This window comes from Geminocystis sp. GBBB08 (assembly GCF_016743215.1).
GTDB lineage: Bacteria > Cyanobacteriota > Cyanobacteriia > Cyanobacteriales > Cyanobacteriaceae > Geminocystis.
Map to the genome: position 1 here is coordinate 22,102 of NZ_VRZC01000020.1, position 14,461 is coordinate 36,562.

9 protein-coding genes and 2 pseudogenes are annotated in these 14,461 nt (G+C 32.9%); 6 read left to right on the forward strand and 5 right to left on the reverse strand.

What is annotated here, in order from left to right; translation table 11 throughout:
* Window positions 1–31 precede the first annotated feature (31 nt).
* Window positions 32–124, reverse strand: a pseudogene (locus FWJ34_RS19520) (hypothetical protein); the annotation flags it as partial.
* A 26-nt stretch (window positions 125–150) separates the two neighbouring features.
* Between FWJ34_RS19520 and FWJ34_RS04475 the strand changes: the two are divergent.
* On the forward strand, window positions 151–375 hold the full coding sequence (locus FWJ34_RS04475; RefSeq protein ID WP_308254125.1) for a hypothetical protein: 225 nt from the start codon (window positions 151–153) through the stop codon (window positions 373–375).
* The gene (locus FWJ34_RS04480) at window positions 375–563 is read left to right on the forward strand and encodes a type II toxin-antitoxin system HicA family toxin (protein WP_308254126.1); all 189 of its coding nucleotides are present in this window, start codon (window positions 375–377) and stop codon (window positions 561–563) included. Before FWJ34_RS04475 ends, FWJ34_RS04480 begins: the two co-directional genes overlap by 1 nt.
* 33 nt (window positions 564–596) lie before the next feature.
* Here FWJ34_RS04480 and FWJ34_RS04485 read toward each other — a convergent pair.
* Window positions 597–2,393 (reverse strand): annotated as a pseudogene (locus tag FWJ34_RS04485) (ABC transporter ATP-binding protein).
* 188 nt (window positions 2,394–2,581) lie between these two features.
* Entirely contained in the window at window positions 2,582–2,863 is a 282-nt protein-coding gene (locus FWJ34_RS04490; protein WP_308254127.1) for a hypothetical protein, read from the reverse strand.
* 185 nt (window positions 2,864–3,048) lie between these two features.
* Between FWJ34_RS04490 and guaA the strand changes: the two genes are divergently transcribed.
* The 3 genes from guaA to FWJ34_RS04505 all read left to right on the forward strand — a co-directional run bounded on the left by guaA (window position 3,049) and on the right by FWJ34_RS04505 (window position 10,168).
* Window positions 3,049–4,596, forward strand: a complete 1,548-nt coding sequence (gene guaA, locus FWJ34_RS04495) for a glutamine-hydrolyzing GMP synthase (protein WP_308254136.1) — start codon at window positions 3,049–3,051, stop codon at window positions 4,594–4,596.
* 373 nt (window positions 4,597–4,969) lie between these two features.
* Window positions 4,970–6,217, forward strand: coding sequence for a tryptophan synthase subunit beta (gene trpB, locus FWJ34_RS04500; RefSeq protein ID WP_308254128.1), 1,248 nt, complete (start codon window positions 4,970–4,972; stop codon window positions 6,215–6,217).
* Between the two features lie 300 nt (window positions 6,218–6,517).
* Window positions 6,518–10,168, forward strand: coding sequence for an Eco57I restriction-modification methylase domain-containing protein (locus tag FWJ34_RS04505; RefSeq protein ID WP_308254129.1), 3,651 nt, complete (start codon window positions 6,518–6,520; stop codon window positions 10,166–10,168).
* A 363-nt stretch (window positions 10,169–10,531) separates the two neighbouring features.
* Here the strand turns inward: FWJ34_RS04505 and FWJ34_RS04510 are convergent, their stop codons facing one another.
* A complete protein-coding gene (locus FWJ34_RS04510; protein WP_308254137.1) occupies window positions 10,532–12,319 on the reverse strand; it encodes a succinate dehydrogenase/fumarate reductase flavoprotein subunit in 1,788 nt (595 codons plus the stop codon).
* Between the two features lie 360 nt (window positions 12,320–12,679).
* Here FWJ34_RS04510 and ilvC point away from each other — a divergent pair, with 360 nt between their 5' ends.
* Complete coding sequence (gene ilvC / locus FWJ34_RS04515; RefSeq protein WP_308254130.1) at window positions 12,680–13,672, forward strand: ketol-acid reductoisomerase; 993 nt, start codon at window positions 12,680–12,682, stop codon at window positions 13,670–13,672.
* Window positions 13,673–13,898: 226 nt separating this feature from the next.
* On the opposite strand, the gene FWJ34_RS04520 is transcribed toward ilvC, so the two are convergent.
* Window positions 13,899–14,461, reverse strand: a 563-nt coding sequence (locus FWJ34_RS04520) for a type ISP restriction/modification enzyme (protein ID WP_308254131.1), incomplete at its 5' end; no start/stop codon positions are given.

Below are 14,461 nucleotides of genomic sequence, written 5' to 3' on the forward strand. Positions count from 1 at the left end.
TTTGGTGGGGTGATAAACTGCCCTACCATAATTATTTTAAGCTCACATTATTTCCATCAACAATAAATAAGCTTGTTGATTTGAGTAATTCTCCCAATTTTTTATAATTATAAGCTCTAGGATCGAAAGAAGAATCTAAATAGTAAAACTATGGACTTTAAATATACTGCTAAATATACAAAAATTCCCTCTGGATATATGGGGCAAATAATTGAATGGCAAGAGATAATTACGGAAGGAAAAGACTTGCAAGAATGCCGTTTTATGTTGGAAGATGCGTTAAAAGAAATGGTTTTAGCCTATCAACAACAAGGAAAAGATATTCCGTTAAATACTACTGATATTATTGAAATTTTATCCGTTGAGGTTGCTTAATGTCGGTAAAAAGAAAGGATTTAATTAATTATTTGGAAAGTAACGGTTTTTATCTATTAAGAGAAGGTGCTAATCACTCTATTTACACCAATAATGATAAAACAATTCCTCTAAAAAGACACAATATTTTTGACAGAATTACAGCTAATCAAATTTGTAAACAAGCTGGATTAACCAAAAAGTTTTAAACTCTTAACTTGAAATTTTTACAAAACAAAATTTTAATATAAATCGCCACTTTCTTGTAAAGAATGTAATCTTTGATAAATCCCTTTACTAGCTAATAACTGGGCATGATTTCCAACTTCAGCAATTTTTCCTTGATCTAATACTACAATTTTATCAGCTTCTCTAACAGTGCTTAAACGATGGGCGATAATAATAGTAGTACGAGTGCCAAAAATCGATCGCATTGCTAATTGAATTTCTCTTTCCGACTCATAATCAAGGCTAGAAGTCGCCTCATCAAAGATTAATATATCAGGATTCATAATTAAAGCTCTTGCAATGCCTAGTCTTTGTTTTTGCCCTCCAGAAAGATTAGCTCCTCTTTCTCTTAATTGGGTATCATATCCTTGGGGTAATTTATCGATAAATTTATCAATATTCGTAATTTCAGCCGCTTGTTTTATTTCTTCAAAACTGTATTCTTCTCCTAAAGTAATATTCCGTTTTACGTCTCCTGCAAAGATAAAACTTTCTTGTAAAATTACGCCGATATGACTTCTCAATTCTGCTTGAGTAATATCTTTAATATCAATGCCATCTACTAAAATTCTCCCTTGAGTTGGTTCATATAAACGGCATAATAATCTAATAATAGAGCTTTTTCCTGCTCCTGTTGGACCAACTAGGGCAACTTTTTCTCCTGGTTTAATGGTAAAATTGAGATTCTTCAACACATATTCATTGGGTTTATAACCAAACCACACATTTTCAAAGCGAATTTCGCCAATTTTTTCTGGTTCTTTGTTACTATCAAAACTAATATTATCTTCTCTGTCTTTAATTTCTAAGGGAATACTCATCAATTCTGTAATTCTTTCAATAGCAGTAAAACCTGACTGAAACATGGTAAATTTATCGGCAAATTGTCGTAAAGGATCAAATAATCGTTGAGAATAAAGAATAAAAGCTGATAATACCCCAAATGTGAGTTTATCCTCCAAGATAAATAATCCTCCTAACCATAATACCCCGGCTATCGCCGCTAAAGAAATCCATTCTAAAGTTGCTGACACTGCTGAATCATGAAAGATAGTTTTATCAATGGCAACTAAATATCTCTGATTTACATTACGAAACATTTCACTATTATATTTTTCTCGGCGAAATAATTGCACAATATTAATACCTACAACATTTTCTTGCAATATAGAATTAAGTAAAGATAATTCATCTCGGGCAGCGTAATTTGCCTTACGATATTGTCGTTGAAAGTAGATAATTAAGGCTGTGACAGGAATTAACATTAATACCAACATAGAAGCCAACTGCCACTGTAAAGAAAACATTGTCAAAATAATGACTAAAATAGATACTAAATCGCTAAGAATACCAATAGCACCCGTAGCAAACACGTCTCCTAATGCTTCCACATCGTTAGTAATTCTAGTCACCAATTTTCCTACGGGAGTTTTATTGAAAAAATTAGATGCTAAAGAAGTAATATGATTAAATAAATCTTCTCTAATAAATGCAGTTATTTCTTGCCCAACTTTTTGGACTAAAAAGCCTTGCCATGCTTGAAAAATAGTTCTAATAATAATAGTTAAAAGCAAAATAAAAGCTAATAAATTTAAGCCGTTAGAGACAGAATAAGCACTTAAAAATGACCATGTAGCCTCTTTTCTTAACAATGAAATTGCTTGACCTACAAGTAAAGGCTGTACTGCACCTGCTCAAGATAAAGGTATTAATAAAACTAAAGATATTAATAAAATAGATAAATTTCTTTTGGCATAAGGAGCGATTTTTAATAATAATCCCCAGTCATTTTCTTTGATTTTTTTTTGCATTTAATATAATTAAATATTGATTTAAAATTTTTTACATAGCAATGTTAAATTATTTGTGAGAATTTCAAGAGAAGTTTTCTTTTTGCTAAAGAAGGTTAAGAAAGATAATTTTCTCCTGACTCATATGGGATTACTATATATCTGAGTTAATGAAAAATATTTGCCTATCATTTGATTATGTATTAATACTAGATAATATTTACTATTATGTCATCAAGATTAGTTGTCTTATCGTTAGTTGATTCCATTATTACCGTTATTGAGCCAGAAAAATACTTTTGATATGCAGTTATTCCATCAAGAAATTTTTTTGTTATTGTAATTTTTGAATCAGATAGTTTTTTAACCTTTAAGCTAGATATTATAACTAAGTTATAAGTAGGTAGATTTAATATCATGGTTTTAACTTCTAAATATATAGCGGTCACTAAGTTGTTGATGACTTGCTGAGATTCTTCACTTTCGTTCAACTTTCCTAAGTTATTAAGAATGTTGAAGATCTCAAGGTGTTAAAATATTTTAATAGCAAGAATTGCTAAATATATTTTAAATCCATACATTAAAGTAAGTACCCGTGACTATAGCAGACACTATCCCACCAAAAACACAAGATATAGATACTGACATTGATTCTAGCATTCATGTTCAACGTCAAATGATCGCTATTCTTGATTTTGGTTCTCAATATTCAGAATTAATCGCCCGTCGCATCCGAGAAACTGAGGTTTATTCTGAGGTTATTTCTTATCGTACCACCGCAGAAAAACTCAGGGAAATCAAGCCTCAAGGCATTATTCTTTCAGGAGGACCTAGTTCAGTATATGATGATTACGCTCCTCTTTGTGATCCTGAAATTTGGCAACTGGGTATTCCTGTATTAGGTGTGTGCTATGGTATGCAGTTAATGGTTAAACAGTTAGGTGGTAAGGTGGAAAGGGCAAAAAGAGGGGAATATGGTAAGGCTTCTTTACATATTGATGATCCTACTGATTTACTTACTAACGTAGAACAAGGATCTACTATGTGGATGAGTCATGCTGACTCTTGTACCGAACTACCTGAAGGTTTCAAAATTCTAGCTCATACTGATAATACACCCTGTGCGGCGATCGCCCAACATAAACAAAAACTTTTTGGTGTGCAATTTCACCCTGAAGTAATACATTCAGAATATGGAACAGCTTTAATTCGTAACTTTGTGTATCATATTTGTGAATGTGAACCTACATGGACAACTAAAACCTTTGTAGAAGAGTCTATCAAAGAAATTCGTGCCAGAGTTGGCGATAAACGAGTATTATTAGCATTATCCGGCGGTGTTGATTCTTCTACCCTTGCTTTTTTACTTCATGAAGCTATCGGAGATCAACTTACTTGTATGTTTATTGATCAAGGTTTCATGCGTAAAGGTGAACCTGAAAGGCTTGTAGAGATTTTTGATCAACAATTTCACATCAATGTAGAATATGTTAACGCTCGTGATCGCTTTATTGATAAAATAAAAGGAATAACAGATCCTGAAGAGAAACGACGTTTAATAGGACACGAATTTATCCAAGTATTTGAAGAAGAGTCCACTCGTTTAGGACCTTTTGATTATTTAGCCCAAGGTACATTATACCCTGATGTGATCGAATCTGCTGATACCAATATCGATCCAAAAACAGGAGAAAGAGTCGCCGTCAAAATCAAGAGTCATCATAATGTTGGCGGTTTACCGAAAAATCTTCGGTTTAAATTAGTCGAACCTTTACGCAAATTATTTAAAGATGAAGTACGCAAAGTAGGTCGATCAATTGGGCTCCCTGAAGAAATTGTATCACGTCATCCCTTCCCAGGACCTGGTTTAGCTATTCGTATTTTAGGAGAAGTAACTTCCGAAAAACTAAATATCTTGCGAGATGCTGATTTTATCGTTAGAGATGAGATCAAAAAATGGGGAATGTATCATGATTTTTGGCAAGCATTTGCAGTGTTACTACCTGTTAGAAGCGTTGGTGTTATGGGAGATCAAAGAACCTATGCTTTCCCCGTAGTACTACGTTTAATCACCAGTGAAGACGGCATGACGGCAGATTGGGCAAAACCTCCCTATGATTTATTAGAGAGTATATCTAATCGTATCGTTAACGAAGTCAAAGGGGTTAATCGTGTGGTTTATGACATTACCTCTAAACCTCCCGGCACGATCGAATGGGAGTAAATTATAAATATTTTCACTCACCAGTTAATTTGTGTGGGTGTTTATATTTATAGTAATTTTGAATAACAATGATACAGTTTTTTATTACTAATAACTATTGCAAAGTATTAAATGGTGGGATGTGCATCGCCCTACAAAATTTTAAAATTTGTCTCAATCTTAATTGAAATAACTATAACTAAAAATATAACGAATGTCATCTTTTTGACATTTTAAAGATAGATAAATTGATTTCATTGAAGGATAAAAGTGTTAAGAATTAGATGTAAAAAACCTTACTTAATAAAGGTTTGAGGTGTTAAATAAACAATATTAATCTCTAATTAGGCTAAAATAGTAACAAAAGAAATTAATAAATTAAATCTTAAAAATTGTGACTGTTACACCCGTTAAAGCTAATTCTAATTTTACTCAAGTACCTGATAATTTCGGACGTTTTGGGAAATATGGCGGTAAATATGTACCTGAAACATTGATGCCTGCGTTAAGTGAGTTGGAAACTGCCTATGGTAATTATAAAAATAATCCTGATTTTCAACAAGAATTCAATCAACTACTAAAAGACTATGTTGGGAGAGCAAATCCTCTTTATTTTGCGGAAAGATTAACCCAATATTATGCTAAACCTGACGGCACAGGCGCTCAAATTTATCTTAAACGAGAAGACTTAAACCATACAGGGGCTCATAAAATTAATAACGCTTTAGGGCAAGTTTTATTAGCTGTGCGTATGGGCAAAAAAAGAATTATTGCGGAAACTGGTGCAGGACAACATGGAGTTGCTACGGCTACAGTATGCGCTCGTTTTGGGTTAGACTGTGTAATATATATGGGCGTAGAAGATATGGAACGCCAAAAGTTAAATGTTTTCAGAATGAGGCTATTAGGGGCAAAGGTTCAACCCGTATCGGCCGGAACTGGAACGCTCAAAGATGCTACATCAGAAGCCATTCGAGATTGGGTAACAAATGTTGAGACTACCCATTATATCTTAGGATCGGTGGCAGGACCTCATCCTTATCCCATGATGGTGAGAGATTTTCATGGTGTTATAGGTAAAGAAACCCGTAGCCAATGTTTAGAAAAATGGGGCGGTTTACCTGACATTTTACTCGCCTGTGTGGGGGGAGGCTCAAATGCCATGGGCTTGTTTTACGAGTTTGTCGGTGATGCCTCTGTGCGGTTAATCGGTGTGGAAGCCGAAGGAAGTGGTATTGCATCAGGAAAACACGCTGCAACTTTAACTCAAGGAAAACCCGGAGTCTTACACGGTGCTATGAGTTATTTACTTCAAGATACAGAAGGGCAAGTAACAGAAGCTCATTCTATCAGTGCGGGGTTAGATTACCCTGGAGTTGGGCCAGAACATAGTTACTTGAAAGATGAAGGTAGAGCAGAATATTATAGCGTTACTGATAAGGATGCTTTAGCAGCTTTTCAGTTGGTGTGTAAATTAGAAGGCATTATTCCCGCCTTAGAAACTGCTCACGCTTTCGCTTATTTAGAGAAACTTTGCCTTGATATTAAAGGTAGCCCTCATATTGTCATTAATTGTTCAGGTCGTGGTGACAAAGATGTTCAAACTGTAGCGAAATATATTGAAGGTATTGATTTATCGTAAATAAGCTAAGACGCATTTAACTTACCTTTTTTATTAATTCTTGAAAATGACTGAAAGTCTTAATTTTTCCCTCTTCCCTCTTCCCTTTTCCCTACCATCACCATTCTACTTAAATGCAAACTAGCTTAGTTGATAGTTGATAATAAATCCCCTCAATGATATAAATTTCATTCCTAACAGTTAATTTATGGCAGAGCGATTTATGACTCAACACCATCAACCCTCCCAATAATATTAATATCATTCCTAACAACATAACTCTACTAAAGTCAGTTAATAAACCTTAAAAATATATAAAAGATGTATATTAAACAAGCCTTAAATTCTGCTTTTAGAAAAATACCCATTGCTAGGGAAGATATTAATAAATTTAAAGAAAATTTAGAAAAATTAATTTCTATAACCAATAATAAAATTAACGAATCGGAAGAATATCATAAAAATAATTTACGAGATTTTTTTAATCAAACTTATTATCATCCCCTTCATTATCTCAATACTAAAAATAAAAATGATTTAGTCATTCATCATGGCAATAAAAACAGTCAAATCGGCGTAATTATCGAGACAAAAAAACCAGCAAATAAAACCGAAATGGTTAGTCTTGATAAACTTAACGTCAAATCATTACAGCAGTTACTCTTTTATTATTTACAAGAAAGAATTAACGATAATAACATCAACTTAAAACATTTAATCATCACTGATATTTATAACTGGTTTATCTTTGATGCTAATTTATTTGAAAGATTATTTTACCAAAATAAAGCCTTAATTAAAGACTTTCAAGACTTTCAAGCAGGAAGATTAACTAGCAATAAACAAGATTTTTTTTATCAAGAAATTGCTAGTAAATATATCACTGAGAAACAGCATGAATTAAGAGAAAACTTTACTTATTTTAACCTCAAAGACTATCAAAATATATCCGAAGATAAACAGTTAATACCTCTCTATAAAATTCTATCTCCCGAACATTTATTAAAACTACCTTTTGCCAACGATAGCAATAGTTTAGATCAAGATTTTTATAGGGAATTACTATATATCATTGGTTTAACAGAAGTCAAAGAAAAAAGTAAAAAATTAATTCAGCGCCTTTGTCAAGACAATCGAAATCAGGGATCATTATTAGAAAATGTCATCTATCATTTAGATACTTATAATAAACTCAATAATCTATCTAATCTTGAGGAATTAGGAGAAAATTATCAAGAACAATTATTTAAAGTTGCCTTAGAATTAGTTATTACTTGGATTAACCGTATTTTATTTTTAAAACTCCTAGAGGCACAACTTATTAACTATAACAATGGTGATAAAAGTTATAGTTTTCTTCACAGTGAAACAATTACTAATTTTAATGACTTAGATACCCTCTTCTTTCAAGTATTAGCGAAAAATATTGATGAGAGAAATCCAGATATTCAAGCTAAATTTAATTATATTCCTTATCTTAACAGTGGTTTATTTGAGGTAACAGAATTAGAAAATAAAACCCTCTTAATTGCCAACTTAAATAATGATTATCAACTACTCTTATTTAAGCATACTGTTTTAAAAAATAGTCAAGGGAATAGAAAAACAGGAGAGTTAAACACTTTAACTTATTTATTCGAGTTTTTATCAGCTTATAACTTCAGCAGTGAAGGAAAAGAAGAAATCCAAGAGGAAAGAAAAAGCTTAATTAATGCTTCGGTTTTGGGGTTAATTTTTGAGAAGATTAACGGTTATCAAGATGGTTCCTTTTTTACTCCCGGTTTTATTACTATGTATATGTGTCGGGAAACCGTTTCTAAAGCAGTTATCACAAAATTTAATCAGGTTAAAAGTTGGCATTGTCAAAATATTGACGAGTTAAAAGAATTAATTGAATATCAAAATCTGGAGGCAAGAAATGAAGCTAATTCTATCATTAATAGTATCACCATTTGCGATCCTGCGGTGGGTTCTGGTCATTTTTTAGTATCAGCTTTAAATGAAATTATCGCTTTAAAAAGTAGGTTAAATATTTGGCAAGATAGACAAGGAAAACGGATTAAGGAATATTCGATCGAGGTTGAAAATGATGAGTTAATAATTAAGGATGAAGATGGAGAATTATATAACTATAAACCGGATTTTGCCAATAGTCAACGCATCCAAGAAAGTTTATTTCATGAAAAGAAAACTATCATTGAAAATTGCTTATTTGGAGTGGATATTAACATTAATTCTGTAAAAATTTGTCGGTTAAGGTTATGGATTGAGTTGCTCAAAAACGCTTATTATCATGAAAATGATCTTCCTAAATCCCCCTTAGAAATGGGTACTTTCCATAATAATACTCACACCTTACCAAGGGGGGCGGTTAAATCCACCTTACCAAGCAGAGCTAGAGGCGATCGCACCCTTGAAACTTTACCAAATATTGATATTAATATTAAGTGCGGAAACTCTTTAATTAGTCGCTTTGATTTAAAATCAGATTTAAAATTAGCCCTCAAAAAACATAATTTAACGATTAAAGATTATCAACAGGCAATCAAGACTTATCATAATCCTCAAAACAGACAAGAAAAACAGGAAGTTATCACTTTAATTAAGCAAATAAAAGATAATTTTACTACAGTTATGACGGGAAATGATCCTCTACAACAAGAATTAAGGAAAAAGGAAAATGAGTTATATAGTTTACAAAATCAACAATCTTTATTTAAAGAATCCGGTAAGGAGAAAAAAGACAGAGAAAAGAAAGAAAAAAAGTTAGAAAAACAAATTAATTTATTAATTCAAGAGATAGACGATAAACAAAATCATGCTATCTATCGTCATGGTTTTGAGTGGCGTTTTGAGTTTCCCGAAGTGTTAAATCAGAATGGTGACTTTATCGGTTTTGATCTTATTATCGGTAATCCTCCTTATGGAGTCAAATTAACACAAAATCAACAAGAAATTCTCAATGAAATTTATGGCTATGGCACAACAGAAACAGCAATTTTATTTATCAAAAAAGGTTATGAAATGTTAAATAAATGTGGTATTCAATCTTATATTATCCCTAAATCATTTACCTTTGCCTCTAACTATCAAAAAATTAGAGAAGATACCATTAATGACTTAACAAAAATTGTCGATTGTGGCAAGGTTTGGCAAGATGTAAAATTAGAAGTTTGTATTTTTCAATTAATAAGAAATTCAACAAGTAAAAATTATCAATCTTTAAAACTTTTTGGTGAAGATATTAGATATTTAACTACTTTAGATAAAGAATTATTTAAGCAATTTGGCTTTATTATTAATGGTATCAATGAGAGAGAAATTGAGTTAGGATTAAAAATATTAAATAGCTGTCAATTTTTAAATGATATTAGCATAAATCAACGGGGTGCGATGTTGCAAAAATTAGTTAGTGACAAAGGAGACGCTGATGTAATTGGTGGTGCCCAAGTACAAAAATATGGTATTAAAGGCATAAAAGGAAAAATTAACCGTCAAATTGTTAATGACAATAAGGCATTTATTAAGGCTAATTCTATTTTAGTTCAAAGAATCGTAGCTCATATAGAAAATCCAATTGATCATATTTCTATTACTGCTTCTATTCCTGAAAATCAAGATTTTATTTTAGTAGATACTATCAATCAAATTGAATTAAAACCGGAGATTAAACCAGAATTTATTTGGACTTTATTACACTCTAAGTTAGTTAATTGGTATGTTTATTTATTTATATTTGCTAAGGCTATTCGTACTATGCAATTTGATAATCCTACCACTTCAAAAATTCCTATTCCTAAAGATATTACGATGAAAAAACAAAAAATATTTATCAAATTAGTAAGGGAAATCTTAACAGAAAAAAAAGTAAATTCTTTAGCAGATACCAGTAAATTAGAGAGAGAAATTGATGTCTTAGTGTATAAATTGTATGGTTTAACGGAGGAGGAAATTAAGATAATTGAAAGTTAATGATTTTGAGTCGTAAATCCCTTTGCACTCTTCTTGACAAAGCTAATAGCAAAAATCAACTAAAGCAACTTTAAAAAATGCAATTTTTATTCTTGATCTAATTCTCCTAAAAAATCATTAACTGTACTAAATTTTATTTTTCTATCTTCCATTTCTTGATGAACTTTTTTTATTTCTTGACTTAACATTATTCTCCGTTATTCAGATAATCTTTTCTGTATTAAATTAACTAATATTTCTTGTTCTTCTAAAGATAATTTTTCCCCAGTTTCGATCACTTTTTGATTAGATAATGACAGCTATGGGCCTCGAAATTAATTTCGAGGTTGGTTTTTAGTGGGTGAAAAATCTAAGCTATGGTTATTAGTATTTTCGTTCTTTTGGTTCAAACATAGTTATAACTACAGGCATATAATCAACTTTGACACTATCCCTAGAATAAGAGGCTAAAGTATGTTGCAGAAAATTTTTATCATCTCTGGTGGGATAATCTTCCCGTGAATGTGCTCCTCGGCTTTCTTGCCGTTGTAAAGCGGAGGTTAAAATTATCTCCCCAACAATCATGATGTTTTGTAATTCTAAGGCTTCAATTAACTCAGGATTCCAATGAGTATCTTTTTCTTCGAGGAAAATTTGACTATATTTAGCCTTAAGTTGTTGAATTTTTTTTATACCTTCTTTCATCACTTCCCCTAGGCGAAATACTCCGCAATGCTCTGTCATGGTATCCTGAAAATCTTGTCTTAAGCTATTAATTCTTAAATTTCCCTCTTGACAAAGTAAACTATTTATGCGCTTTTGTGCTTGTTGTAAGTACTTTTTCTCGTCAATATCGGGCATTTTACGATTTATAACATAATTGGCGATCGCCCGTCCAACCCTTCTACCATAAACCACACATTCCAAGAGAGAATTACTACCGAGACGATTGCCACCATGCACGGAAACACAAGCACATTCTCCTGCCGCAAAAAATCCTTCCGTTAATTGAGTTACATTTTGACGCACTCTACCATCGGTATTAACAGGAATGCCCCCCATACAATAATGAGCGGTAGGGCGTACAGGCATGGGCTGATAAACAGCATCAACTCCCACCAAACGATGGGCTTCTTCCCAACAAAAAGGCACACGACTCATAATTTTTTCCTTACCCATGTGAGTCAAATCTAAATGCACATAAGCACCACCGGCACTACCATCAGGATGAATACCCCTTCCTGCCCGAATTTCTAAAACTATGGCACGGGAAGTAATATCACGGGGGGCTAATTCCATTTGATTAGGGGCGTAACGTTGCATAAAACGCTCACCGTCACTGTTGCGTAAATAAGCACCTTCTCCTCTAACTGCTTCAGAAATCAAGACACCGACAGGAAATAAGCCCGTAGGATGAAACTGTACAAATTCCATATCTTCAAGAGGTAAACCCGCCGCCGCACACATTCCTAAACCATCACCAGTGGAAGCGTAATCATTAGAAGTAGTATTAAAAACCCTACCATAACCACCAGTCGCAAACATCACCGCCTTCGCCCTTACTACCTCTAAACGCCCATCAGCGATGTTAAACATAACAACACCTTTAGCTTCTTTAATAACATTCTCCTCATTGGGTATATTCTCTCTACTTAATAAAGGTTGAGAGGGTTTAGTATCTTCGAGAATTAATTGCAAAACATACCATTCTTCATAAACTTTGACTTTATTTCGTCGCAAATTATTAACCAACTCGTGTAACATAGCATGACCAGTTTTATCAGCAGCATAACAAGTTCGTTTATGAGAATGTCCACCAAAAGCCCGTTGGGCAATTCTACCATCTTCTAAACGAGAAAATAACACCCCTAAATGTTCTAATTCGATAATAACTTCCGGAGCTTCTTTGGTTAAATATTCTACTGCATCCTGATCTGCTAAATAATCTGAGCCTTTAACGGTATCAAAAGCATGAGCTTTCCAATCATCTTCAGGATCTACATTTTGTAAACTAGCAGCAATACCACCTTGAGCAGCCACAGAATGAGAACGAATAGGGTGAGTTTTCGCCACTAAACCTACATCTAAACTATGATTTTGTTTTTTAATTTCAAGAGCGGCACGACATCCGGCTAAACCACCACCAATAATAATTACATCATGTTCTAACATTTTTATTAACCTACTAACCATAATTCTTCATCTATTTTACTTGTTGATACTGTTAACGATGAACGATAATTATGAATAAATATTGAGGTGTTAGCTATCAGCTATCAGCTATCAGCTTTATAGAACCCATTTGGTATCTTTTTTAGAAGAATTACATAGTAATGATTTGAGAATAAATGCTTTAATCTCGTCAAAACCTTTTGTTATTTCGGTTACAGATGTAAATATCAAATAGGTTCTATATAGTAAGATTTACAGATTACCTACCTTAACCAGTCAATTTAATAGTTGATGCAAGATCTGAGGTAAGATATAAGATCGCTCACTAAATTTTAAATTTTATAATTGAGGTAAATTACAATGGCTCAGATGTATTATGATAATGATGCCAACTTAGACTTATTTGCTAATAAAACTGTAGCAATTATTGGTTATGGATCTCAAGGACACGCCCATGCTTTAAACTTAAAAGAAAGTGGTGTTAATGTCATTGTTGGACTTTATGAAGGGAGCAAATCTAAAGCTAAAGCTGAATCGGCAGGTTTAAAAGTCCATACCGTTGCTGAGGCTTCTTCCCTTGCTGACTGGATTATGATTTTATTACCGGATGAAGTTCAACGCAGTATCTATGAAAAAGAGATTGCACCTTATTTAACTAAAGGTAAAGTATTATCATTCGCTCATGGTTTTAATATTCATTTTGGTCAAATTATACCCCCTGTAGATGTTGACGTAGTAATGATTGCACCTAAAGGACCTGGACATTTAGTACGTCGGACTTATGAACAAGGACAAGGTGTACCAGCTTTATTTGCCGTATATCAAGATGCTACAGGAAACGCTCGTAATTTAGCGATGGCATATGCCAAAGGAATTGGTGGTACTCGTGGAGGTATTCTTGAAACTAGCTTCAGAGAAGAAACAGAAACCGATTTATTTGGTGAACAAGCTGTATTATGTGGCGGTTTATCCGAGTTAATTAAAGCAGGTTTTGATACATTAGTATCTGCTGGTTATCAACCAGAATTAGCTTATTTCGAGTGTTTACACGAAGTTAAATTAATCGTCGATTTAATCGTTGAAGGTGGTTTAGCTACTATGCGTAATAGTATTTCTAATACTGCTGAATATGGTGATTATACCAGAGGCCCTAGAATTATAACCGATGACACCCGTGCTGAAATGAAAAAAATTCTTACGGAAATTCAATCAGGGCAATTTGCCAGAGAATTTATTTTAGAAAATCAGGCTGGAAAACCCGGATTTACTGCTATGCGTCGTCGTGAAGCTGAACAAACTATAGAAGAAGTCGGTAAAGATTTACGCGCTATGTTTAGCTGGTTGAAAAAATAATCAACTATCTTTATCCGATATTTTTACATCGAACTGAGGTACTGTTGATTGTCTTGTCTTAACTATAGCAATCCTAAATGATTCGTGGCAAAATAACCATAGCAAATTTGAAGGCAGAGGGTAGGTAACAAGGGGCTTAAGCTCCTTGCCTTGTTAGATAATAGGGAAGAATTTGTTTTCTATCTTTAGAGATTTCACAACAGATTTAGGACTGCTATATTTAGTTTTATAAATTCATTTGGTTAATAATTTTCATCGTTTCAATACTAACTGTAGTAACTCTGGTTAATAAGTCAATTACTTGCTCTTTATAGTCAGCAAAACGATAATTATTGAACTTTTCTGCTATGGTTTTATCTTTAGGTTTTTTTTCTTTATATTGGTCTAATATCCATTCTAAGGCACTACGATTACCTAATTTATATTCCCATGCCAAAGGCGGTATATTTTCTAAAATTGTTATCTCATCAATAATAATTTTACCGTTAATTTTATCAGCTTTTAACTTAACTTTCGGTAAGGGTATGGGTTTTCCAGAGTTGGTAACAATGGGCTTAAGCCCCTTGCCTGAAGTATCTGAGTTTAGGGTATCTTGAGAATCAATTAAATTTCTGAGAGTGTTTAGTATAGTGGGTAAATCTTGACTAAAAGTATTAATTGCTTGACGAAAGTCTTTTATTTCAGCCCTTTCATAGTCTAAAAACTGATTTATTAATTTGTCTAATTCATCGTCATTTTCCATGTCAATCCGTAAAGATTCATCTCCATTTTGAATTAATACGGCTGTTT

Bases quoted from the DNA above. Each gene is read 5' to 3' on its own strand.
- FWJ34_RS04475 (WP_308254125.1), top strand. From the start codon at position 151: ATGGACTTTAAATATACTGCTAAATATACAAAAATTCCCTCTGGATAT.
- FWJ34_RS04480 (WP_308254126.1), top strand. From the start codon at position 375: ATGTCGGTAAAAAGAAAGGATTTAATTAATTATTTGGAAAGTAACGGT.
- guaA (WP_308254136.1), top strand. From the start codon at position 3,049: ATGATCGCTATTCTTGATTTTGGTTCTCAATATTCAGAATTAATCGCC.
- FWJ34_RS04505 (WP_308254129.1), top strand. From the start codon at position 6,518: ATGTATATTAAACAAGCCTTAAATTCTGCTTTTAGAAAAATACCCATT.
- FWJ34_RS04510 (WP_308254137.1), bottom strand. From the start codon at position 12,319: ATGTTAGAACATGATGTAATTATTATTGGTGGTGGTTTAGCCGGATGT.
- ilvC (WP_308254130.1), top strand. From the start codon at position 12,680: ATGGCTCAGATGTATTATGATAATGATGCCAACTTAGACTTATTTGCT.